This window comes from Burkholderia sp. 4NA327C6 (genome assembly GCF_005502655.1).
GTDB lineage: Bacteria > Pseudomonadota > Gammaproteobacteria > Burkholderiales > Burkholderiaceae > Burkholderia > Burkholderia contaminans.
Map to the genome: position 1 here is coordinate 1 of NZ_SCNZ01000039.1, position 22,843 is coordinate 22,843.

The following is a 22,843-nucleotide window of genomic DNA, read 5'->3' on the forward strand; positions in this document are numbered from 1 at the left end:
GCGATACACGTAGTCGAGTGTCGAGCCCGAATCGAAGCCGAGCCGCAGCCCGAGCGCGATGCCGTCCGACAGCGCCCCGCCGGCCTTCAGGCCGGCGCGCGTGAGCGCCCAGTACGCACGCGCGAACACATTCGCGGGCGGCCGGCCGAGCGCCGCGTATTCGTCGTGGAACGCGCCGCGCCGGTCGGCGTCGGCGAGCGACACGCGCGGGCTCGGCGCATCGAATTCGCGCAGCACGAAGGCGCGCAGCGGTGCGAGCGCCTGCGCGCGGTCGCGTTCGCCGAGCGTGTCGTGATAGAAGCCCGGCAGCACGATGCGCTCCTTGCGCGCGGCGCCGAGGCGTTCGAAGAAGCGGTCCTGCGGGCCGCGATGCACGACCCAGTCGGCGCCCGAGATCAGCAGCTGCGTCGGCACGGTGATCGCGGCCGCGTCGGCGACGATCCGCTGCGCGGTGTCGTGCAGGTCGAGCAGCATGTTGACCGCGATCGGCCGCGTGATCAGCGGATCGGACGCATAGCTCGCGATCCGCTCGGGATCGTGCGTGAGGAACTTCGGCTTCACGTAGCTGTTCACGTAGAACAGCCCGCGCAGCTTGTGCATCAGCCGCAGGCCCGGCCGCGCGAACGGCACGTAGAGCTTGATGTGGAACGCCGGCGACGCGACGACGAGCGCGCGGATCGGCGGCGCATAATCGTGCGCCCAGGTGGCTGCGAGCACCGCGCCGACGCTCTGTCCGACCACCGCCATGTCCTCGATCGCGATGCCGTGCGTGTCGCGGATATGTTCGACGAAGGTCTGCAGGTCGCGCACCGACGCGGCCGCGCTCGGGCTGTAGCCGCGTGCGCCGGGCGAGCGGCCGTGGCCGCGCGCATCCCACGCGAAAAATGCGAAATCGGGCAGGTCGAGCTCGTCGACCAGGTGCGCGACGCGCGCCGAGTGTTCGTGGCCGCGGTGCAGCAACACGATGGCGCCGCGGCAGCGCGGGCCGGTGGCGGGCCAGTGACGATAGAACAGCGTTTCGCCGTCGTGCGTGATGAAGTCGGCCTCGCGGGCCGTGCGTGCGCTCATGCGTTTTTCTCTCGTTTCGTTATTCGAATCTTGGTGCGCCGCCCTCCGGCGCCCGGTACCGCAACTGCCCTGACGACTTCTTCAACCGCCCTTTTCCGCGATGCCGGCCTGCACGCGCCGCACGACGGTCACGATCGACAGCACGATCAGCAGCCGCCACAACCATGCGGCAACGCCGCCGACCGGGAAACCGAGCCCGATCCACAGCGCAAACGCGCCGAGCGCGAGCGCACGGTCGCTCTTGCCGAACGGGCCGTCGTAGCGGCGGCTCACGCCGACCAGCGGGCCGATCAGCCCCGCGCATTCGACGATCACCGCCGTCAGCGCGAACAGCCAGACATCCGCCGGAGCGAACGCCGGAACCGCGAGAAACGGCAGCACCAGCGCGACATCGGACACGACGTCGCCGAGCTCGTTCAGGTAGGCGCCAAGCGTGCTCTTCTGCCCGTGTTCGCGCGCGAGCATCCCGTCGATCGCGTTGAGTGCCATCCGCGCGAACAGCCACAGCGGGATCAGCAGGAACAGCGCGCGGGCAAACACGCCGAGGCCGGCGAGCGCGCCGACGACGATCGAGCCGCCGGCCGCGAACAGCGTGACCTGGTTGGCCGTCACGCCGCGCTCGGCGAGCGAGTTCGCGAACGGGCGCAGACGGTTCTGGAATTTGGGTTTGAGTGCGTAGAGGCTCATCGTTTTATTTGTGCGGCACAGTCGGATACATTTTCCGCCGCCATGCCCCGGGCGGCGAAACGTCCTTGGACGGCCTTCCATGGACGGCCCTAATCGTCGCCGAGCGGCCCCGATGCGTCAAGCACGCGCCCGGCCCGCACGCGCGGCGCCAATCTGGCGTTTTTGACGGAAACTCGCGATAATCCGCTGGCCCGAGCGCAGCGACATCTATTCGAACTGCAAACGGGCACTCGTGCAACAGCCGATTATCACGCAGCCGACCGGCGCATTCGCCGCGACGCAACAGCGGGTGACGGCGAATCGTCCGATTATCGCGGACCTGCGACAGGCAGCCACGAATTTGAAAAAATTTAAACAAGGGCCGTCCGGCGCGCATCCTGCCGCGCCGGCATTCCGGGGTCCCGCCCGCCGCTCACGAGCAGCGGGCCATGCAGGCAGGCAGGAGGCGCAGCGCCGATGAACATCCTCAACGTCTGGCAGCGCGATTTCCTGCTGTCCATCGTGCGGCTCGTCGCCGGCGCGTATCCGGTCTGGCATCAGGCGCCGCCGTCCCCGACGCAGAAGATCTACTTCTCGAACCACACGAGCCACATCGACACGCTCGCGATCCTCGCCGCGTTGCCGCGCAACGTGCGCGCGGTCGTGCGGCCGGTCGCCGCGCGCGACTACTGGGACAGCAGCGACATGAAGCGCCACATCGCGCAGAAGCTGCTGAACGTCGTGCTGATCGATCGCCACCGCGAATCCGGCGGTGATCCGCTCGACCCCGTGCGCGATGCGCTCAAGCAGGGCCATTCGATCATCATCTTCCCGGAAGGCACGCGCGGCGCCGAGATCCTGCCGCAGCCGTTCAAGAGCGGGCTGTTCCACCTCGCGACCGAGTTCCCGGATGTGGCGCTCGCGCCCGTCTATCTCGAGAACCTGCAGCGGATCATGCCGAAGGGCGCGATCTGGCCGGTGCCGCTGATCTGCAAGGTGCACTTCGGCGCGAACGAACAGCGCGGCGCCGACGAGGACAAGCCGACGTTCCTCGCCCGCATGCGCGACGCGGTCGTCGCGCTCGCGCCGCCGCAGCGGCCGGCCGGCTGATCGCGGCGCCCTCTTCTTCCCTTTCCGGATATCAACCATGCGAACCATTTTCTGGGAACTGGTCGCGGGCGTCACGGGCGTGCTCGTCGTCGCGACCGTGATCGGCGCGATCCTCGGCGCACGCAGCGGCGGCACGAGCGCGACCATCGTCAACCTGAACCAGCGCATCCGCGCATGGTGGGCGATGATCGCGATCATGGCCATCGCGATCGGCCTCGGCAACAACATCACGTATCTCGTTTTCGCGGTGCTGTCCTACCTGACGCTGCGCGAATTCATCACGCTCACCCCCACCACGCCGAGCGACCATACGACGCTCTTCATCGCGTTCTTCATCGCGATTCCCGTGCAATACCTGCTGCTCGGGATCAACTGGTACGGGATGTATTCGATCTTCGTGCCCGTACACCTGTTCTTCGCGATGTCGCTCGTGTCGGCGCTCACGCAGGACACGCGCGAATTCCTGAGCCGCAACGCGAAGATCAACTGGGCGCTGATGGTATGCGTGTACGGGTTGAGCCATGCGCCGGCCGTGCTGATCCTCGACATTCCGCACTACGCGGGGCAGAACGCGCTGCTGCTGTTCTTCTTCCTGTTCGTCGTGCAGATCAGCGACGTGCTGCAGTACGTGGTCGGCAAGCTGTTCGGCAAGCGCAAGATCGCGCCGCAACTGTCGCCGTCGAAGACGATCGAGGGTTTCGTCGGCGGCGGTCTGCTCGCCACGCTGTGCGGCGCATCGCTGTATCGCGTGACGCCGTTCAGCTTCGGGTCGGCGTTCGGCATCTCGCTCGCGATCGTGATCGCGGGCTTCGTCGGCGGCCTCGTGCTGTCGGCCGTCAAGCGCTCGCTCGGCACCAAGGACTGGGGCTCGATGATCGCGGGCCACGGCGGGATGCTCGATCGCGTCGACTCGATCTGCTTCGCCGCGCCGGTGTTCTTCCACCTCGTGCGATATCTGTACGTGTGATGCGCGGGCGGCGCAACGCCGCCCGTTCCTGCGCGCGAAGGATCAGTACCCTTCGCGCAATGCCTTCGGCACGACGTAGCGGCCACGCGCCGCGTCGAACTTCACCGTATGGCGCGCGCGGATCGCCCTGTCGCCGCGCGTGCCCGTTTCCGTGACCGTCAACGGATAGACGTCGCCGGCGCCGGTCGTGTCGGGCGCGATCTCGAAGCGACGTTCCTCGCAGCGGGCCCGCGCGTTCGCACATTCGGTCGACTCGGCGTTGTCGAGCGCCTCGTCGATGCGCGCCGCCGCCGGCACCAGCGCATTGCCGACCGGCAGCCAGATCGCGCGGAAGCGTTGAGAATAGCCTTGCCGCGTGTCGCTTTCGCCGATGACGAAACCGAAAAGGTGCGGCCCGAGCCGCTCGATGCGCACGGCGCCCGGCTCGCCGCGCCCGCCCGACGCGATCTCCGTTTTCTTCATGACCGGCTCGAGCGTCTTGCCGTCCGCCGCCGGTTTCAGCACGTACAGGTCGATCGTGCCGGTCGTCGCGTCCGAATCCATGCCCGGCATCCCGTTCTGCACCGCCGCCTCGGTCTCGCCGCACATCGCGAGCAGCGTGCGCGGGCCGTCGGCCGTTGCCACACGCAGCGAACCGCAAGGCGCGTAGACAACGTCGTCCCCATCCGCCTGCCAGCCCTTGCGGTCCGCGCGCCAGTTGCCGTAAGTGTCGTGGATGAAGGTCTTCAACAGAGGGTCGGGCTGGGCCGGCTCGGCCGCGTAAACGGGCGACATCGCGGAAAGTGCGGCAAGCACCGCGAGTGCGCCAAGCGAAGCCGCGAGCGGCTTCAAACGTGTGTTCCGGTGCGGGACTGTCATGACGAGGATCGTTCTGGTCGAAAAGAGGTGTCGCGAATGGTGGCGGGCCCACCCGATCACGGTTGCCGTGGCGCGATGCCGGTGCCGTCCGGCTTCAGCAGCGCGGTCGACACCCATCCTTCGGCGATGCCGCGCGTGCGCGGATTCAGGTAGACGACCGACGTGAAACGGCCATAGTCGGCACGCGCATCGACGTGATCGTGCTCGACGATGAACAGCCCGTCGATCCGGCACGCGTCGTCCGGCGCGGAATAGAACGGCAGTCGCCCCTTGCCGGTGACGACGCGCCCGGCATCGCTGCCCATCACGTAATCGCCCTGCGCCTGCGCGCGGCGGTTCAGCGCATCGCAATCGACGACGTTACGCACCGGTGCGGCCGGCGCAACGCACGTCGACACGAATCGCGACAACGCGTGCGGGTCGATCTTCAGCACGTCCGGCCGGTCGGGATCGCGCGTGACGTCGAGCGCACGCATCGCCTGCGTATCGAGTGTTACCCAGCCAATCGTTGCCTCGCGATTCGGCGTGCCCGAGTGATCGGGCATCGTGAACAGCCTGACGCGGTAGACGTCGCCGTCACGCTCGTCCACGTCGGCATGGATGTCACGCCGGTTCATCCCGGTCTGCCGCAGTGCCGGTACGATCAGTCGCGCCAACTGATCATTGCACGACGCCGGCGGTGCGGCGGCGGCCGTCTGCACGGTCACCGCGCCCTGGCACGCCAGCACGGCGCTCATGGCGACAGCCGCGAACCGGCGGCCGCATACGGCCTCGCCATTCGTGCCGGCCGGCGTTACGATCTCTTTCTTCAACCCAGGCTCCGTTCGATGCGCGCGGGAATCGGCCCGCGAGCCCGTAGCGTACACGCATGGCACCGCAAGCGCGCATCGCACTGCCCGACATGGACCCACGCATGAACCTCACGTTGCAGGATGTCGCATGGCACCGCTCGGTCGGGCGGCTCATCGAGTCGCTCGACCAGCCGTGCTTCTGGCTGGCGCTGATCCGGCTGATCGAGGAATACGTCGCGGTCGACAGCTGGGTCGCGCTCACGTTCGGCGACGGCCGCCCGCAGGTGTTCGCCGAATGCCCGTACGAAGGCGGCGGCCCCGACCCGCTGTTCCGCGACTACGTGCAGGGGCTGTACCAGCTCGACCCGTTCTACATCGCGAACCGCGACGCGCCGAAGAGCGGCCTGTTCCGGCTGTCCGACGTCGCGCCCGAATGCTTCCGCGATACCGAGTACTACACGCTCTATTTCACGCACAACGTCGTCGAGGACGAGGTGCAGTTCAACGTCGTGCTCGACGGTGCACGCACGCTGTGCCTGTCGCTCGGCAGCAAGCGGCGCTTCAGCCCCGAGCAGGTGGCGCTGCTCGACCTGATCCGGCCGTGGGTGGCCGGGCTGATGCGGCAGCGGCTCGCGTTCGAACCGGCGTCCATCGAAGCCGCGGCATCGCCGCGGGCCGGCACCCGCGCACAGGACGGCTTCGAGCGCGCAATGGCGCGGCTCGGCACGCCGCTCACCGCGCGCGAGCTCGACGTGATCCGGCTGATCCTGAGCGGCCGCTCGAACAAGGAAGTCGCGAACAAGCTGGCGATATCGGCCGAAACGGTCAAGGTCCATCGCCGCAACATCTACGGGAAGCTCGCCATCAACTCGCAATCGGAGCTGTTCTCGCTGTTCCTGAACGCGCAAACCGGCACCTGACGCGCATTTCGCGACGCGCATGTCGATGCCCGCCGGCACCGGCGGCGCCACAGATCAATACCCCTGAAGGGTTAACGCGCCGGCGGGATGGGAAATCCGCCGCTTCGGCGCATACTGGGGCCTCCTTACCACCCTTCCGACGCCACCGGCGACGGGCCCCTGCTACCGACATCGCCATGAAACTGAAGCTCGACATCGTCCAGCTCGCCGGTCGCGACGGCGACACGCACTACAACCTGCAACGCACGCTCGACGCGATCGCAACCTGCGCACCAGGCACCGACATCGTGATGTTTCCGGAAGCGCAGCTCACCGGCTTCCTCGATCCGTCGAATCTTGCGGAATGCGCCGAGCCGCTCGACGGCCCGAGCGTCGGCGCGGTCATTGCAGCCGCGCGCGCACGCGATGTGGCAGTCGTGGTCGGGCTGATCGAGAACGACGGCGGCCGCTTCTACAACACGACCGTATTCGTCACGCCGGACGGCATCGCGCTGCGCTATCGCAAGACGCATCTGTGGGTGAGCGAGCGCGGCGTCGTGCTGCCCGGCGACCGTTTCGCGACGATCGAATGGCGCGGCGTACGGATCGGCCTGCTGATCTGCTACGACAACGAATTTCCCGAAACCGGCCGCGCGCTCGCCGCGCTCGGCGCGGAGCTGATCCTCATCACCGACGGCAACATGGAGCCGTACCGCCCCGTCCACCGCACGTCGGCCACGGCACGGGCGATGGAGAACCAGGTGTTCGCGGTGGTCGCCAACCGCGTCGGCGGCAGCTCGCACGACGTCGTGTTCGCGGGCGGCAGCCTCGCGGCCGATCCGTTCGGCAACCTGATCTTCGAGGCCGGCAATGCCGAATCGCGTCATGCGGTCGAGCTCGATTTCGACCAGCTCGCCGCGTCGCGCGCGGTCTACGACTATCGCCGGGATCAGCGCCTGCACATCGCCGGCGAACGCATCGAGCACGCCAACGGCCTGCGCGAACTGCTGATTCCGTAAGCGCGTGCCCGCCTGCGGCGGCGACATCCGTCACGCCGGGCCGGGCACCTCGATCGCCAGCAGCGCCGAACTGACGGACTTGCCGTGCGCGTCGAGCGCGAGCGAGCGCGTGACACCGCCGCCGAGCGCATCGCGCAGCACGAAATTGAATGCGCCGAGCGCCGGCAATTCGTAGCGCACGACGTCGCCGTGCACGATGCCCGCGAGCCACGCCTTCACGGCGTCGGCATCGAGATGCATGCGCAGGTGATCGTAATGACGCGGATCGTGACAGACGACCGACACGTTCAGCGTATTGCCCTTGTCGCCGGTGCGCGCATGCGCGAGTTCACGCAGTTGCATCAGGCCTCCACGAATGAAAACGACGGCGTCACGGCCGCGCGCGGCAGCAGCACCGACTGCACCGCGATCACCTCGCGCGTCGACTTGAACGCGCCGCCGCCGCCGGCCGGCCCGTTCGTATAGAGCGTCTCGACTTCGTTGCCGATGCGCGCCGCTTCGGCGGCGCTCGCCGCACGGCCGGCCACCCGCACGCGCACCTCGGCCGGCACCCCGCGCGCGGCCGGCGTCGCATCGCCATACAGAGAATCGACACCGATCAGGTCGAAGCGCAACTCGGTCGTGGCGACGCCGGTCATTGCCAGCCGCTCGCGAACGATCTCGCGCGCGAGACACGCACGTTCGAGCGCACCCGGGCCGCCGTACGAAATCTGGCCTTCGCCGATCCAGCCGTCGACGTAAGCCACCGATACCTTCAGCGTGTCGGGCCGCGCGGTGCCGCGCCCGCCCGTCACGCGCACGCGATCGATCGCCTCCTCGGCCACGGCGACCTGCGTGAAATCCGCGACGACATCGGGCTGCAGATACCGCGCCGGGTCGTGAATCTCGTAGAGCAGCTGTTCCTTGCAGGTCGCCGCGCTCACGCGGCCGCCCGCGTGCGGCACCTTGGTGATCACGACCGAGCCGTCGGCCGCGACTTCGCCGATCGGAAACCCGAGCCGCGCGAGGTTCGGCACGTCCTTGTAGCCGGGATCGGCGAAATAGCCGCCCGTCACCTGCCCCGCGCATTCGAGCAGGTGGCCGACGACCGTCGCCGCGCCAAGCGTGTCCCAGTCGTCCATCCGCCAGCCGAACGCGTGGATCAGCGGCGCGGCGAACAGCGACGGATCGGCGACGCGCCCGGTCAGCACGACGTCCGCGCCGGCCGCGAGCGCATCGACGATCGGCGCGGCGCCGAGGTACGCGTTCGCGGACACGATGCGGTCGCGATACGCGGCGACGTCGTCGCCCGATTCCTCGAAGCGGAATGCGCCGCGCAGCACCACGTCGAGCACGTCGTCGCCTTCGACCGCCGCGACCTTCAGCTTCGCGAAGCCAAGAGATTGCGCGATCCGTGCGGTGCGCCGCGCAGCCGCACGCGGATTCGCCGCGCCCATGTTCGACACGATGCGCACGCCCTTGGGTGCCGCGACCGGCAGCACCGCGTGCATCCGCGCATCGAGCAGCGGGTCGTAGCCGAGCGCGGGATCCTTGCGCCGCGCCTGCTGCGCGATCGCGATCGTGCGCTCGGCCAGGCATTCGAAGACGAGATAGTCGAGCTGCCCGTGTTCGGCCAGTTCGACCGCGGGCTCGATCCGGTCGCCCGAGTAGCCGGCGCCCGCGCCGATGCGCACGCGCCGTTCAGGTTGCTTTGCTGTCATGTCCGTACCGTCGTCCGGCGGATGTCACCGCCGGGAAAGATCAAAAGACGCCCAGCACGACGCACGCGATCGTCATCACGATCGAGGCGCCGAACAGCAGCGGGAACGTGAATTTCTGGTGCTCGGCCAGCTCGATGCCGCACAGGCCGACGACGAGGAACGTCGCGGGCGTCAGCGGGCTGACCGGGAACCCCGTCGTCATCTGCCCGAGCAGCGCGGCCTGTCCGACCTGCACGGCCGGCACGCCGAGCTGGCCGGCCACTTCCGCGATCACGGGCAGCACGCCGAAGTAGAACGAATCGGGATCGAACAGCATGCTGAGCGGCATCGACGCGAGGCCGAGCGCCACCGGAATGTGGCCGGCCATCGACGGCGGCACGAAGCCGACCGCCGCCTGCGCCATCGCCTTCAGCATCCCGCTGCCCTGCATGATCCCGGTGAACACGCCGGCCGCGAGCAGGATGCCGGCCATCATCAGCGCGGCACGTGCATGCGCGTCGATGCGCTTCCTCTGCATGTCGACGTCCGGGTAGTTCACCATCAGTGCGATGCACAGCCCGACCATGAACATGATCGCGGGCGGGATCTTCTCGCCCATCACGACCATCGTGCCGAGCACGACGAGCGTCAGCACGAGGTTGAACCAGAACAGGTGCGGCCGGCGCAGCGCCTGCTCGTCGGGCGTCAGCTCGCGCTTGGGCAGCGGGATCGACGCATCGTCGCGCGACAGGCCGAGCCGCTTCTCCTCGCGCCGCCCGAGCCAGTACGCGACGCCGAACACGAACACGAGCCCGATCGCCTGCACCGGGATCAGCGGATTGAACAGCGCCGACACCGGCAGGTGCAGCGACGCCGACGCGCGGATCATCGGCCCCGTCCACGGCAGGAAGTTGATGCCCGCGGCCATCGACACCGCGGCGGCCAGCACGCGCCGGTCCATCTTCAGCCGGTCGTACAGCGGCAACACGGCCGGAATCGTCACGAGGAAGCAGACGGCGCCCGAACCGTCGAGGTGGATCAGCAGCGCGAGCAGCGTCGTGCCCATCACGATGCGCGTCGGCCGCGTGCCGACCGCGCGCAGGATGCGGTCGATGATCGGGTCGAGCGTGCCGGCGTCGGTGATCGTCCCGAAATAGAGGATCGCGAACACGAACATCCCGACGACGGGCGCGAGCCCCTTCAGCCCGTCGATGACGAACTTGCTGGTGTGCAGCCCGAAACCGCCGATCAGCGACGCGGCGATCGGCACGATGATCAGCGCGACGAGCGGCGACATCCGCTTCGACAGAATCGCGGCCAGCAGCACGACGATCGTGCCAAGCCCGAGTAACGGCAGCATCCGTGTCTCCTACCTTGTCTTTTGTTGGAGACGAGCGTAAGGTCGGCGCAGCGATAGCACAATTGAAATGATTTGATCGCAGCAATCACGAACCGTTATGGATCTGAATCTCCGCGACATTCGCGCGTTCGTCACCGTCGCGCAGGCCGGCAACTTCACGCGCGCGGCCGCACGCCTGCACCTGTCGCAGCCGGCGCTGACCGTGCAGATTCGCCGGCTCGAGGAGATCGTCGGCGCGCGCCTCTTTGACCGCAACAGCCGCAGCGTCGCGCTCACGCAGACCGGGCGCGAGCTGCTGCCGCTGCTCCAGCGCTCGCTCGACGACATGGAGCGCGTGCTGCGCGATGCGCGTGCGCTCGGCGAAGGCGCGAGCGGCACGGTGCGGCTCGCGTGCCTGCCGACCTTCGCGTCCAGCGTGCTGCCCGAGCTGATCCAGTCGTTTCGGCGCGAGGTGCCGCGCGCGGGCTTCGAGATCCGCGACGGCGTCGCGAGCCTCGTCACCGCGCTCGTGCGCAACGAGGAAGCCGATCTCGGCTTGACCGGCGGCGACACCTTCGATGCGTCGCTGGAGGTGCTGTATGCGGGCGCCGACCGGCTCGTCGCCGTGTGCCCGAAGGATCATCCGCTCGCGCGCAAGCGCCGCTTGACCACTGCGGACGTCGCAGCCGTGCCGCTCGTGCTCACCGCACGGGGCACGAGCGTGCGCAGCGTCGTCGATGCCGCGCTGGACGCGGCCGGCTGCACGCCCGACATCGCGTGCGAGCCGACCTACATGATGACGGCCGTCGCGATGGTGCGCGGCGGCCTCGGCGTGACGATCCTGCCGGCAACCGCGCGCGAGGTGCGCGCCGAGCCCGAACTGGTCGCGAAGCCGATCGACGACCCGGCGTTCGTGCGGCCGATCGCACTCGTCGCGAAGCGCGGCCGCACGCTGCCGCGCGTCGCGCAGGCGTTCGCCGAAGCGATGCTGACGGAACTGAACAAGCGCGCGTGAACCGCGCGCCCGGATCGGCGGAACCGGTCGCCCGCCCGACGCTTACTTCGTGTCCGGATCGACGTGCAGCGATTCGCCGATCGCATAGAAATTGCCGCCCGCGATGTAGTGCAGGCTGCGCAGCGCCGGATCGGCCGATTCGAAATACCAGTGACCGTCGCGGAACACGCGCGTGTCGGACCACGCCGCGACCACCTCGCCGATGAACAGGTCGTACGCCTGCTGGTTGTGCGGCTCCGGAATCAGCCTGCACGCCAGCCAGCCCGAACAGCCGGCGACGAACGGCAGGTCGTGGCCTTCGACGTCGAACAGCGTGACACCCGCTTCGCGCAGCTTGTCGGGGCGCTCCGCGAGACTGTGGCTGCCGACCGCATGCGTGAGCTGCAACTGCGAGGCCGTCGGCACCTGGATCACGAACGTGCCGCTGCGCTCGACGAGCTCGCGCGTCTTCGCGGTCTTGTCGAGCACGACCGTCAGCTTCGGCGGCAGGAAGTCCAGCGCGCACGCCCAGGCGGCGGCCATCACGTTGTCGACGCCGTCATGGCGGGCCGACACGAGCACGGTCGGGCCGTGGTTGAGGAGACGGTAGGCCTTCTTCAGCTCCACCGGAGCGATGTGACTGTCCATACGGGTTCCTTGGAGAACGGCTCGCACGGACGGATGCCGTGCGGCGCGGTGCCGGCCGGTGCGCAGCCGCGCAACCGGGCCGGAGGCCGCATTCTCGCACCCAATGTCGATCGGCGCCGACGGCGCCGCCGGTCACTTCGCGAACAACTGGCCGATATCGCGAAACGCCTTGAACTCGAGCGCATTGCCGCACGGGTCGAACAGGAACATCGTCGCCTGTTCGCCGACCTGCCCCTGGAACCGCACATACGGCTCGATCACGAAGGTCACGCCGAACGACTTCAGCCGTTCGGCCAGCGCTTCCCAGCTCGGCCAGTCGAGCACGATCCCGAAATGCGGCACCGGCACGTCGTGACCGTCCACCGCGTTCGTATGCGCGCCTTCCTGCGACGCGGTCTTCGGATGCTCGTGAATCACGAGCTGATGCCCGTAGAAGTCGAAGTCGACCCACTGCGCGCTCGAGCGCCCTTCTGACAGCCCGAACACACGGCCGTAGAAATCGCGCGCGGCCGGCAGGTCGTAGACGGGAATCGCCAGGTGAAACGGGGAAAGACTCATGGTGGCCTCGTGATGGAACGCTCGCGTGGCGCGAGGACGGCACCATGGTAGTCAAGGTCGAGCAGAAATTAAATCAATATATAGTTGCGTCATTCACAAACGAAATCGATGAATGATCCGCGAACTGAAAACCCTCGTCGCCGTCGCCCGGGAAGGCACGTTCGCCGCGGCCGGCAACCGTATCGGGCTCACGCAGGCGGCCGTCAGCGCGCAGATGCAGCGTCTCGAAGCCGAGCTCGGCTTCGCGCTGTTCGACCGGCAAGGCCGGTCGGCGCGGCTCAACGAGATGGGGCATCACGTGCTCGACCAGGCACAGGCGCTGATCGGCCTGTACGAGAACCTGAGCTCGACGTCGCCCGGCTCGCCGGCCGCCGTGCGCGTGACGATCGGCGCGATCGCATCGGTACAGAGCGCGCTGCTGCCGGCCGCGCTCGCCGATTTCCATCGCCGGCATCCCGCGTGCCGCACGCGCGTGATACCGGGGCTGTCGATCGAACTGGTCAACCGGGTCGATGCGGGCGAGATCGACATGGCCGCGATCATCCGGCCGCCGTTCTCGCTGCAGAGCGACCTGCACTGGACGACCCTCGTGCAGGAACCGTTCCGGCTGATCGTGCCGCGCAGCGTGAAGGGCAAGGACTGGGCCGGGCTGCTCGCGCGCGAGCCGTTCGTGCGCTACGACCGCGCGTCGTTCGGCGGCCGCCAGGTCGACCGCTTTCTGAGGAAGATGCATATCGCGGTGCGCGACACCTGCGAACTCGATGAGCTCGACGCGATCGTCAAGCTGGTCGAAAACGGCGTCGGCATCGCGATCGTCCCGCAGACCGCCGTGTATCGCCGCTGGCCGGCCGGCGTGCGCGCGATCGACCTCGAGCATCACACGTTCCACCGCGACATCGGGCTCGTGCATCGCGCGCGGCGCACGATGTCGGAGCCGGCGCAAATGCTCGCGCAACTGATCGAGGCGGCGGCGCGGCAGTCGGCGTAGCGCCGACGGTGAAGATCAGCGCCGCCCGGCCGCCCAGTCGACGACCGCGTCGAACAGCGCGACCCCGGCCGGCGACAGGTTCACGAACGTGTCGTTGTCGAGGAAGAACATCACGCGGCGCGCCGGCGCAAGCGCTTCGTAGTCCATCGTCGCGCCCTTCTCGTACGCGAAGATCGCGGCCTTGTCGGGCTGGCCGTACACGGTCGCGATCGTGATCGCACCGAGCCCCGGCTTGCCCCAGCTCATCGGCGCCTGCTTGCCGTACACGTTCGTCGTGCCGGCCGGCAGCCCGGCCGAGATCGGGTGCGGCGCATTGACGAGCCACAGGTAGCGCTCCTTGCCCGTTTCGCCGAAGTCGACGTCGTGACGCTTGCCCGTCATCGCGAGATCGTCGAGCAGGTCGTTCTCCCAGGTCACGAGCGGCTTGTCGAGCGCGCGCCAGCCGGGCCGCACGTTCTTCGACGACACCGTCGACGAGATCACGACGAGATCGGCGTCGCGCGCCGCATCGGGCGTCGACGATTCGTCGATCAGGCGCACCGCGTAGCCGCGTTCGCCGAGATGCTGGACGATGCGTTCGTCGACCTTCAGGTTCGGGCCGCGCAACTGCACGAGCATCGCGACGCGCGTGACGGCCTGCGGCGCATCGGCCGCCAACGCGGGGGCGGCCACCGCTGCGCCGAGGCCCAGGCCCGCGCCGATCGCGAGCACCGAGCCCGCGATCGCGCGCAATGCGCGGCGCCGCGCACCGGCGGCCACGGCGCGCACGGCGCCGGTCTTCATGTTCCGGTTCATCTGGATCTTCTCCGAAGCCGCGCGCCGCCGTGACGGCCGCGCGGCGATTGCATGGTCAGAATTGCAGCGTGGTGAGCAGCGACACCTGTCGCGCATCGCCGATCGCGACGAAGTAACGGTTCGCGCTCGACGGGTAATAAGTGCGATTGAAGAGGTTCTTCACGTTGAGCTGGAACGACAGCTTCTGCTTGCCGATCCGCGTGTCGTACGTCGCGAACGCATCGGCGAGCACATACGACGGCAGCGTGAAGCTGTTCGCCGAATCGCCGGGCCGCGCGCCGACGTAGCGCATGTCCGCGCCGATGCGCAGGTCGTCGCCGCCTGCCACCGTGCCGAAGTCGTAGACGGCCGCGAGCGACGCGGTGTGACGCGCGACGTTCCACAGCTGGTTGCCCGCGTACAGCGGGTCTTCGGTCGTCTTCGCGTCGATGTACGCGTAGCTCGCGATCACGTTCACGCGCTCGCCGATCTTGCCCGACACGTCGAGCTCGATCCCGCGCGAGCGCGCCTTGCCCGACGTGCGCCAGTCGGTCAGCTTGGTCGCGTCGTTGTACTGCGACACGAGCACGTTCTTCTTGTCGATGTTGAAGAGCGCGAGCGTGCCCGTCATCCCGCCCGGCAGGTCGAGCTTGCCGCCCACTTCCCATGCGGTCGCTTCCTCGGGCGGCGTCGCGCCGTCGATGATGTAGCCCGTCATCGGCGCGATCGACGACGACGGCTTCAGCGATTGCGAATAGCTGCCGTACAGCGAGAACGTGTCGGTCCACTTGTAGACGACACCCGCGCGCGGCAGCCACTTCGAGCCGCTGAGATCGGTGTTCGCGACGAACGGCCGGCCGCGCCCCGCGACCTGGTTGTACGTGATGTAGCGCAACCCGCCCGACACGATCCACTTGTCGGTCAGGTGGATCGTGTCCTGCACGAACGCGGACGCATCGTGCAGCGTGTCGGTCTGGTCGCTGTCGCTCGCCGACACCGTGCTCGACGGCGGCAGCAGCCCGTAGACCGGATCGAGATAGCTGAACGGCGTCTTCACGGCCTGCCGCAGCATGTCCTTGCGGTAGATGCGGCGGTATTCGGTATCGAAGCCGACCTGCACGTCGTGCTGCATCCCGCCCAGCATCAGCTTGCCGTTCACGTAGCCGATCCCGTAGCTGTCGGTACTGAGCGAGCCGTGCGTCGCGTCGTTGCTGCGCGTCATCGTGCCCTTCACCGGATCGACGCCGGTCGTGCGCAACTGGTTCGCGTCGTAGGTCTCGCGGTTGTAGCTGTAGCCGAAATGCGCGCTCCAGTCCGCGTTGAACTGGTGATCGACGCTCAGCTGCGCGAGGTGCGATTCGCCGTCCATGTTGTTGAACGGCTCGTCGATGCGCCGCCGCGCGGGAATGTCGAGCGGCGCGTTGGTGCGCGGGTCGAGCGCGGTGCCGCGATCGAACGGCGTATGGAATTTGCGGTACTGGTACGACACCGCGACCTGCGTATCGCGGCCATACCACGCGAGCGACGGCGCGACGAAGGTCTGCCGGTATTCGCCGAAGTTGCGCCAGTACTGCTCGTTCGACTGATCGACGATCAGCCGGTACGCGAGCCGCGAATCGCCGACCGGCCCGGTCGAATCGAAGGTCGCGCTGCCGCCGTTCTTGCCGTGCCCGAACGTCGACGCGCCGAGCGATATCGCGTTGTAGCGCTTGAGCTGCGGCTGTTTAGTGACGACGTTGACCACGCCGCCCGGGTCCATCAGCCCGTACAGCAGCGACGTCGGCCCCTTCAGCACCTCGACGCTGTCGACCGCCGCGTTGAACGCGCGCCCCTGCACGAGCGGCATCCCGTTCTGCATGATCGAGCCGTCGCGGTTGCCGCCGAAGCCGCGCTTCATGATCGTGTCCTGCGTGCCCGCGAGCGTGTTGCCCTGCGTGATGCCGCTGACGTTGCCGAGCGCGTCGTCGAGATTGCGCGGGCGCTGGTCGCGCAGTACCTGCGCGGGCACGATGTTGACGGCCTGCGCGGTATCGAGCAACGGGATCTCGGAACGCAGCACGCCCGCTTCCTTCGGCGCGCGATAACTCTCGGCGCGCAGCGCGCTGGTGCGCACATCGATCGCGGGCAACTCGGCGCCCGCAGCGACGCCGGCCGCCGCGGGCCGCGCGACTGAGCCGTCCGCGCGCTTGAGCGTGTAACCGCCAGCCGGCTGGCGCAACGCGACGAGCCCCGTGCCGGCGAGCAGGCGGTCGAGCGCGCCGTCGACGTCGAAGCGCCCCTGCACGCCGCCGCTCGTCAGGCCGGCCGTCAATTCGGCGGGAAACGCGAGCAGGATCCCTGCATCGCGGCCGAACCGGTTCAGCGCCGCTTCGAGCGGCCCGGCCGGAATGTCGAACGCACGACGCGCCGCGCGCTGCGCGGCCGGCGCCGCATCGGTGTCGGTGTCGGCCAGCGCGGGCAGCGGCAGCAGCGCCGACATCAGGACCGCGCCGGCCAGCCGGCGCGCGAGGCGCCCCTTCGCGGCAGGTGCGGCGGATGCAGCCGGGCGCGACGCGCGCGGCAGATGTCGGGCGGGCGCCGGACGGCGCCGATACGTGAGACGGATGGAAACCATGATCGGGAGGTCGGTGGACGATGGGCCAGTGCTGCTTTCATTACCCATGTCACGCGAACATCGAGAAACAGCTCAGGTCGGCAGACATTTTTTTAAAAAAGCTCACGAACGGGCCGGCACGACCGTCGCCCAGTAGCGCGTCAGGTAGTGAACGTCGATCGGCAGCGTCGCCTTCAGCGTGTCGAGCACGCGCGCAGGATCGTCGAGCGGATAGGTGCCCGACACGCGCAGGTCGGCCACGGCCGCGTCGCAGCGCAGGCTGCCGCGGCGATAGCGGTCGAGCTCGGCGACGAGGTCGGCCAGCCGCATCCGCGACGCGACGAGCATGCCGCCCGTCCACGCGGACGCATACGCATCGAGCGGCGCCGGCGCGTCGATCGCGTCGCGCGTGAAATCCGCGCCCTCCCCGGCCGCGATCACGCGCGCGTCGGCCGTCGCATCGTCGGGCTGCACGCGCACGGCACCGGCGAACACCTCGACGCGGGTCGCGCCGTCGCGCTGCCGCACCGCGAAGCGCGTGCCGAGCGGCCGCAGTTCACCCTGTGCCGTCGCGACGACCAGCGGCCGCGCGGGCACGCGCTCGTCGTGGCCGCTCGTCACCATGATCGTGCCGCGCAACAGGCGCAGGCCGCGCGTCGCATCGTCGAAGCGCACGTCGAGCGCCGTGTCGGTATCGAGGACGACCACCGTGCGATCCGCGAGCGTCACCGTGCGCCGCTCGCCGACCGCCGTGCGCAGGTCAGCCGGCCAGATCGCCGCGCGCCGCGCGGGTTCGGCCATCCATGCGGCACCGCCCGCGCACAGCAGCACGGCCAAAGTCTTCACGGCCGCGCGGCGGCGGCCCGCACGCGGCGGCAGCAGCGCCGCCTGCGCGGCCTGCGGGTCGAGCCCGGCCGCGAGCCCGCCGAACCTGCGCTGCATCGCTTCGATATGGCGCCATGCCGCGTCGTGCGCCGGATCCTCGGCGCGCCAGCGCGCGAGCGCGGCGTCGAACGCTTCGTCGGTGCGGCCGGCCTGCCGGTCGACCCACCATTCCACCGCGCGCCGCGCCACGTGCGGCGGCACCGCCGGCGCTCCCGGGGCAGCCATCGGTCAGGCCGCCATCGCGAAGAAGCACTGCGTGCCGGCCTTCACGAGATAGCGCTTCACCGTCGCCAGCGACACGCCGAGTTCGCGCGCGATCTCGGCCTGCGTGAGCCCGTCGAGCTGCGCGAGCAGGAACGCCCGCTTCGCGGCGAGCGGCAGGCCGTCGAGCAACCGGTCGATTTCGAGCAGCGTCTCGAGCACGACGGCCCGCTCCTCCGGCGACGGCGCATGCGCTTCGGGGCGCAGCGCGAGTGCATCGAGATACGCGCGCTCGATCTGCTCGCGCCGCCAGTGGTTGCTCAGCACGCGCTGCGCGACCGTCGTCAGGAACGCGCGCGGCTCGTGGGCACCGATCGGCTCGTCACGCGCAAGCAGGCGCATGAACGTGTCATGCGCGAGATCGGCCGCGCGGTGCGCGCAACCGAGCTTCCGGCTCAACCAGCCGCGCAGCCACGCGTGGTGGCCGGTATAAAGGGCGTCGATTTCTCGATGGAGAGACAGCTTGTCAGCAGACATGGCCGGGTTCCGGAGTGCGCAGGCGTCAACGATTTTGTAAATGAGAATGATTATTATATACAAAACCAGGTCGGCGACCGGCGTTTCGGTGCGCGGTGGTGGCTGGCGTGCGCCGGCGTACCACACGCACGGCGTGCCACACACGCAGCGCCAACGATGAGGAACCCGGCACCCGCCGCGAGGCCGTCGCCGGACGCGCGCGCCGCGTAATTAACACATTCATTACAACCCGGCCAATTCGATCCATTAAATAGTTATTTGACGGATCGATAACAATTTCCCGGCCGTCTCAATTCCTCCCTGGATTGCGCGAAATTATCGCGAGATATGCAAGCCGCAAATGGCGAAATCGCGAAATGCCAATCGATTGATACGCAATTTTCAACAATTCAAATCCCTCGATCGCGTCGATCGGAGGACACCCCTGTCTGCGTCAGGCCACAAAAGAGAATTTCATTTTTGCCGTTTTAATCGGGCTCGGTAGTCTCCTGCCATTCCGGATCACGAACACAAGCCAATGCGCAAGGAGATGACATGAAACGCACGACCCTCTCGCTGATTTCCGTCGCGTCATTCGCGGCGATACCCGCCGCGCATGCGCAGTCGAGCGTCACGTTGTACGGCGTGATCGACACGTCGATCACCTACGTGAACCATGCACAGGGCAAGGACAACGCTTGGATGCTCGGCAACAGCAGCGCGGGCAACCTGGCCGGCAGCCGCTGGGGCGTGAAAGGCACCGAGGATCTCGGCGGCGGGCTGAAGGCGCTGTTCCAGCTCGAGAACGGCTTCGACCCGAGCAACGGCCGGATGGGCCAGGGCGGCCGCATGTTCGGCCGGCAGGCGTTCGTCGGCCTGACGAGCGACCGCTACGGCACGCTCACGTTCGGCCGCCAGTACGATCCGCTCGTCGATCTCGTGCAGGGCATCACCGCCGACAACTATCTCGGCAGCGTTTTCGCAACGGCGGGCGACGTCGACAACTACGACAACAGCTTCCGCGTCGACAACGCGGTGAAGTACACGTCGGCCGTCTATTCGGGCCTGCAGTTCTCGGCGATGTACTCGTTCGGCGGCATCGCCGGCAGCACCGGCGCCGCGAATTCGTATTCGGCCGCCGTGTCGTACAACAACGGCCCGTTCAGCGTCGCGGGCGGCTACTTCCACACGACCAACAGCCCCGCGTCGAACACGCAGCGCAGCGGCTGGACCAGCTCGTCGGACGGCACGTTCGACGGCCCGGTCAACAGCGGCTATGCGAGCGCGCATTCGATCGGCATCGCGCGCGTCGCGGGCCAGTACGTCGCCGGCCCGTTCACGTTCGGCCTCGGCTACAGCAACGCGCAGTACCGCCGCGACGGCAGCTCGGTGTTCGGCTCGAACGAGCACTACAACACGGGGCAAGGCTTCGTGAACTACCAGGCGACCAATGCACTGCTGGTCGGCGTCGGCTACAGCTACACGCGCTCGGGCGGCGACACGTCGGCCACTTATCACCAGGTATCGGCCGGCGCGGACTACAACCTGTCGAAGCGCACCGACGTTTACGTGACCGCCGCGTACCAGCACGCAAGCGGCCAGACCGGCGACGGCAACGGCGGCTCGATGGCCGCGCAGGCGTCGATCGGTTCGTACGGCTATGCGGGCACGAGCTCGCAGACGATGGTCAACCTCGGCCTGCGTCACCGCTTCTGATGCAACACGGCCGGCTGCGCGCCGCGCGGCCGGTCGAATCCGCTTTCACCGAAACGGCAGCTTCGGCTGCCGATGCTTTCGAACGGCCTTTTCTTCACCTTTTTCAACCCGCCTGCCGCCCGATTTCCGTCCGGTTTGATTCAGCACCGATTTCCCCATGCGAATGACGCAGCGCGTCATTATTCCGGCGCCGCCACTACCCCGGCATTCGCTCGAAAATCCGGCCATTTTTACCGATAATGCGTCGCCGAACCCCGTGATCGGCCGCGATAAAAATGCGTGGCGAACGCATGGGGAAATGCAAAGGAAAGTTTGACGCGCGCCATTTGCCTGCCCGCTATGGCACACTTCGCGTCTGCGTAATTTCCTTGCATCGGGCGGACGGATTCCGCCCCATCCTGCCATGCCGCGTCATACAACCCGTTCGATCAGCCGAGCCACGCTGAAAATCGCCGCGACGATTGCGATGTCGTGCGCGCTGCACGGTGTCGCGCGGGCCGATTGCCTCGACGACGCGGCCGCATTCCAGCACGTGAGCGTGAGCCTGATGCGCGGCATCGCGCAGGTCGAATCGGGCATGAATCCGCGCGCCGTCAACACCAACACGAACGGCACGGTCGACATCGGCCTGATGCAGATCAACAGCACTTGGCTGCCGACGCTCGCGCGCGAAGGCATCACGCGGGAAAGCCTGTTCGATGCCTGCACGAACGCGTATGTCGGCGCGTGGATCCTGTCGCAGAACATTCGCCAGCTCGGCGCCAACTGGAACGCGATCGGCGCGTACAACTCCGCATCGCCCGACAAGCGCCTCGCGTATGCGCGCAAGGTCTATGATGCAATCCGGACCATGCCGGATTCGCCGGATACTCCCATGCCCATCCTTCCACCGTCCTTTACGCCGCCGCAACAGGCCGAGGCGTACAACCCGTTCGCCAGCCTGAGCGTGTCCGCCCCGCAGCAGGTCACGCGTCCGCGCACGATTTCGTCGGCCCCGCCGCCGCCTCCGCCGCAGGGCGGCCCCGCCGGCCCGGCCGGCTCGTACAACTTCGGATGGACGGTCACGGGCGCGGACCAGGCGAAGCCGACCCAGGTCTTCGACGACGGCGCACGGATCTACGTGCAGTTCAGCGACATGAAGCACGTGCCGGCGATCTTCACCGAGACGTCGTCCGGGCGCGTGCTGATGTCGTGGGAGCTGCAGTTTCCGTATGCCGTCCTGACGCGCCCCGCGCAAACGTTGATCTTCCAGCTCGGGCCGTTCGAGGCGCGCGCGCAGCGTAGCGCGGGCAATGGCGCCGGCATGACGGCGCAGGCCGGGACGGGGGGCGCGGCTCCGGCCGCCGGATCGAAAAAGCCGGCGAACACGGCGACGAATGCAGCCGCCAATCCGACGGCAACGACCGCGACAGCGGCAAAACGCACGGCGTCGGCCGATGCGCTGTGGTACGTGAATACGCCGTCGACGTCGGGAACCACGGCGGCCTCGCCGTCGACCGCGAACATTCCGGCCACGCTGCCGACCGCGATCACGTCGAACACGCCGCCGCCCGCGCCGGCCCAGGTGCCGGCTGCGGCCGCTCAGCCTTCGCGCGCGAGCGCGGATGCGCTGTGGTACATCTCGAAGTAGCGCACCGCCGATCGCACGCGTCGCGCGGCGATCATTGCGCCACGGTCGGCGGCAGCTTGGGCGCGTTCATGTCGTCCACCCATTGCAGCTCGGCCGTGCCGTTCTTCCTGAAATACACGCGCAGATAGCGCGACGTCGACGATTCCGGCTGCGGAATCGTCACGTCGATCGTCTTGTGCTCCGCCGCGACGCCGCGCTCGATCTCGTCCAGCGGTTGCGCGAACACCCACGCGAGCTTCGCCGCTTGCCCCGGCGTCACCTGGCAGCCGCAGGCGAACCCGCCCCCACCGCCGAAGGCCTCGCCTGCCTCCCGTGCAGAAGGATTGCCGAAGCATCCCGACCGGTGTTCGTTGTCGAGCCAGAACTCGTGAAGCTTGCGGGTGTACTCGTTATAGCCGGTGATGCAAACGGTGCGACGCGCCGGCGACGCTGCGTCGTCATGTCGTCCGCATCCGGCCAGCACGCCGAGCACGACCAGCGCCGCACACATGCCGACAACATTTACGCGCGTACCCGCACGCACGCCGCCACCGGCCACACCGCTCACCCGCGCCGCACCCAGATCACCTTGCCGTCGCGAATGCCGAGATTGCGGCGTTCCTGCCGGTAATCCATGGTGCCCGGCAATGACTTGCCGTCGCGCTCGAGCACGCGCCACAGGCAGCCGTCCAGTTGCGCCGCCGCATCGGCCTCGGTCTTGCCGACCAGCGCGTCGTCCGGCCCCGCGTCTGCCTTGCAGGCCTGCGACGTGCGTGCCGGCTCGCCATTCATCACCATGCCGCCCGCAGTCGCATTCTTCGTTTTCATGTCCGTGCATCCCGCAAACGTTGCGCCCGCAACCAGTGCCATCATCATCGCGATCGTCTTCTTCATCGGATTCTCCCTGTTGCGCCCCGTGGAACCTGTGCGGCGTTCCCGCCGACCGGGCGTTGCATGCATGTTCG

24 protein-coding genes are annotated in these 22,843 nt (G+C 68.0%); 9 read left to right on the forward strand and 15 right to left on the reverse strand.

Features of this window, described 5'->3' with window-relative positions; all coding sequences use genetic code 11:
• Together FFS49_RS30425 and FFS49_RS30430 are read right to left on the reverse strand one after the other, a co-directional pair.
• Positions 1-1,068: bifunctional alpha/beta hydrolase/class I SAM-dependent methyltransferase (locus FFS49_RS30425; RefSeq protein WP_137951037.1), on the reverse strand; the 1,068-nt coding region annotated here is incomplete at its 3' end.
• 81 nt (positions 1,069-1,149) lie between these two features.
• Entirely contained in the window at positions 1,150-1,755 is a 606-nt protein-coding gene (locus FFS49_RS30430; protein WP_039347518.1) for a CDP-alcohol phosphatidyltransferase family protein, read from the reverse strand.
• Between the two features lie 456 nt (positions 1,756-2,211).
• On the opposite strand from FFS49_RS30430, the gene FFS49_RS30440 reads away from it, so the two are divergent.
• Together FFS49_RS30440 and FFS49_RS30445 are read left to right on the forward strand one after the other, a co-directional pair.
• Positions 2,212-2,844, forward strand: a complete 633-nt coding sequence (locus tag FFS49_RS30440) for a lysophospholipid acyltransferase family protein (protein ID WP_071334306.1) — start codon at positions 2,212-2,214, stop codon at positions 2,842-2,844.
• Positions 2,845-2,881: 37 nt separating this feature from the next.
• Positions 2,882-3,811: a phosphatidate cytidylyltransferase gene (locus FFS49_RS30445; protein WP_039347524.1), complete on the forward strand. Its 930-nt coding sequence runs from the start codon at positions 2,882-2,884 to the stop codon at positions 3,809-3,811.
• Positions 3,812-3,853: 42 nt separating this feature from the next.
• Here the strand turns inward: FFS49_RS30445 and FFS49_RS30450 are convergent, their stop codons facing one another.
• Positions 3,854-4,669 carry a topoisomerase IV gene (locus tag FFS49_RS30450; protein ID WP_105816842.1) on the reverse strand — a complete coding sequence of 272 codons (816 nt, stop codon included), beginning with the start codon at positions 4,667-4,669 and terminating at the stop codon, positions 3,854-3,856.
• 56 nt (positions 4,670-4,725) lie between these two features.
• A complete protein-coding gene (locus FFS49_RS30455; protein ID WP_224755871.1) occupies positions 4,726-5,481 on the reverse strand; it encodes a hypothetical protein in 756 nt (251 codons plus the stop codon).
• A gap of 101 nt (positions 5,482-5,582) precedes the next feature.
• Here FFS49_RS30455 and FFS49_RS30460 point away from each other — a divergent pair, with 101 nt between their 5' ends.
• Positions 5,583-6,380, forward strand: a complete 798-nt coding sequence (locus tag FFS49_RS30460) for a helix-turn-helix transcriptional regulator (protein ID WP_105816880.1) — start codon at positions 5,583-5,585, stop codon at positions 6,378-6,380.
• A 176-nt stretch (positions 6,381-6,556) separates the two neighbouring features.
• Positions 6,557-7,378: a carbon-nitrogen hydrolase family protein gene (locus FFS49_RS30465; protein ID WP_071334302.1), complete on the forward strand. Its 822-nt coding sequence runs from the start codon at positions 6,557-6,559 to the stop codon at positions 7,376-7,378.
• Positions 7,379-7,408: 30 nt separating this feature from the next.
• Here FFS49_RS30465 and FFS49_RS30470 read toward each other — a convergent pair whose 3' ends face one another.
• Genes FFS49_RS30470 through FFS49_RS30480 form a run of 3 tightly spaced genes read right to left on the reverse strand, consistent with a single transcriptional unit; the run spans position 7,409 to position 10,417 of the window.
• Positions 7,409-7,720 carry a hypothetical protein gene (locus tag FFS49_RS30470; RefSeq protein WP_105816843.1) on the reverse strand — a complete coding sequence of 104 codons (312 nt, stop codon included), beginning with the start codon at positions 7,718-7,720 and terminating at the stop codon, positions 7,409-7,411.
• On the reverse strand, positions 7,720-9,078 hold the full coding sequence (locus FFS49_RS30475; RefSeq protein ID WP_105816844.1) for an acyclic terpene utilization AtuA family protein: 1,359 nt from the start codon (positions 9,076-9,078) through the stop codon (positions 7,720-7,722). Before FFS49_RS30475 ends, FFS49_RS30470 begins: the two co-directional genes overlap by 1 nt.
• A gap of 40 nt (positions 9,079-9,118) precedes the next feature.
• Positions 9,119-10,417 (reverse strand): citrate:proton symporter, encoded by a 1,299-nt coding sequence (locus FFS49_RS30480; protein ID WP_105816845.1) that lies wholly within the window; start codon positions 10,415-10,417, stop codon positions 9,119-9,121.
• Positions 10,418-10,514: 97 nt separating this feature from the next.
• On the opposite strand from FFS49_RS30480, the gene FFS49_RS30485 reads away from it, so the two are divergent.
• Complete coding sequence (locus FFS49_RS30485) at positions 10,515-11,411, forward strand: LysR family transcriptional regulator (protein ID WP_137909905.1); 897 nt, start codon at positions 10,515-10,517, stop codon at positions 11,409-11,411.
• Positions 11,412-11,453: 42 nt separating this feature from the next.
• Here the strand turns inward: FFS49_RS30485 and FFS49_RS30490 are convergent, their stop codons facing one another.
• The gene (locus tag FFS49_RS30490) at positions 11,454-12,038 is read right to left on the reverse strand and encodes a flavin reductase family protein (protein ID WP_071334298.1); all 585 of its coding nucleotides are present in this window, start codon (positions 12,036-12,038) and stop codon (positions 11,454-11,456) included.
• Positions 12,039-12,170: 132 nt separating this feature from the next.
• Entirely contained in the window at positions 12,171-12,596 is a 426-nt protein-coding gene (locus FFS49_RS30495) for a VOC family protein (protein ID WP_105816847.1), read from the reverse strand.
• Between the two features lie 112 nt (positions 12,597-12,708).
• Between FFS49_RS30495 and FFS49_RS30500 the strand changes: the two genes are divergently transcribed.
• The gene (locus FFS49_RS30500) at positions 12,709-13,584 is read left to right on the forward strand and encodes a LysR family transcriptional regulator (RefSeq protein WP_105816848.1); all 876 of its coding nucleotides are present in this window, start codon (positions 12,709-12,711) and stop codon (positions 13,582-13,584) included.
• Positions 13,585-13,599: 15 nt separating this feature from the next.
• Here FFS49_RS30500 and FFS49_RS30505 read toward each other — a convergent pair whose 3' ends face one another.
• From FFS49_RS30505 to FFS49_RS30520, 4 genes are read right to left on the reverse strand one after another with little or no spacing between them, the layout of a single operon-like run.
• Entirely contained in the window at positions 13,600-14,379 is a 780-nt protein-coding gene (locus FFS49_RS30505; RefSeq protein ID WP_105816849.1) for a hypothetical protein, read from the reverse strand.
• 55 nt (positions 14,380-14,434) lie between these two features.
• Complete coding sequence (locus FFS49_RS30510) at positions 14,435-17,020, reverse strand: TonB-dependent receptor (protein WP_105816850.1); 2,586 nt, start codon at positions 17,018-17,020, stop codon at positions 14,435-14,437.
• Between the two features lie 54 nt (positions 17,021-17,074).
• Positions 17,075-18,061 (reverse strand): FecR domain-containing protein, encoded by a 987-nt coding sequence (locus FFS49_RS30515; RefSeq protein WP_105816851.1) that lies wholly within the window; start codon positions 18,059-18,061, stop codon positions 17,075-17,077.
• 3 nt (positions 18,062-18,064) lie between these two features.
• Positions 18,065-18,574 (reverse strand): sigma-70 family RNA polymerase sigma factor, encoded by a 510-nt coding sequence (locus FFS49_RS30520; RefSeq protein WP_039347565.1) that lies wholly within the window; start codon positions 18,572-18,574, stop codon positions 18,065-18,067.
• A 534-nt stretch (positions 18,575-19,108) separates the two neighbouring features.
• Here FFS49_RS30520 and FFS49_RS30525 point away from each other — a divergent pair.
• The 3 genes from FFS49_RS30525 to FFS49_RS30530 all read left to right on the forward strand — a co-directional run bounded on the left by FFS49_RS30525 (position 19,109) and on the right by FFS49_RS30530 (position 21,899).
• Positions 19,109-20,269: a porin gene (locus tag FFS49_RS30525; protein ID WP_105816852.1), complete on the forward strand. Its 1,161-nt coding sequence runs from the start codon at positions 19,109-19,111 to the stop codon at positions 20,267-20,269.
• A 157-nt stretch (positions 20,270-20,426) separates the two neighbouring features.
• The gene (locus tag FFS49_RS42165) at positions 20,427-20,585 is read left to right on the forward strand and encodes a hypothetical protein (protein ID WP_171026860.1); all 159 of its coding nucleotides are present in this window, start codon (positions 20,427-20,429) and stop codon (positions 20,583-20,585) included.
• A gap of 87 nt (positions 20,586-20,672) precedes the next feature.
• Complete coding sequence (locus FFS49_RS30530; protein ID WP_105816853.1) at positions 20,673-21,899, forward strand: transglycosylase SLT domain-containing protein; 1,227 nt, start codon at positions 20,673-20,675, stop codon at positions 21,897-21,899.
• Between the two features lie 31 nt (positions 21,900-21,930).
• Here the strand turns inward: FFS49_RS30530 and FFS49_RS30535 are convergent, their stop codons facing one another.
• Positions 21,931-22,389: a DUF3304 domain-containing protein gene (locus tag FFS49_RS30535; protein ID WP_105816854.1), complete on the reverse strand. Its 459-nt coding sequence runs from the start codon at positions 22,387-22,389 to the stop codon at positions 21,931-21,933.
• A 53-nt stretch (positions 22,390-22,442) separates the two neighbouring features.
• Positions 22,443-22,772: a hypothetical protein gene (locus tag FFS49_RS30540; protein ID WP_039347574.1), complete on the reverse strand. Its 330-nt coding sequence runs from the start codon at positions 22,770-22,772 to the stop codon at positions 22,443-22,445.
• Positions 22,773-22,843 lie beyond the last annotated feature (71 nt).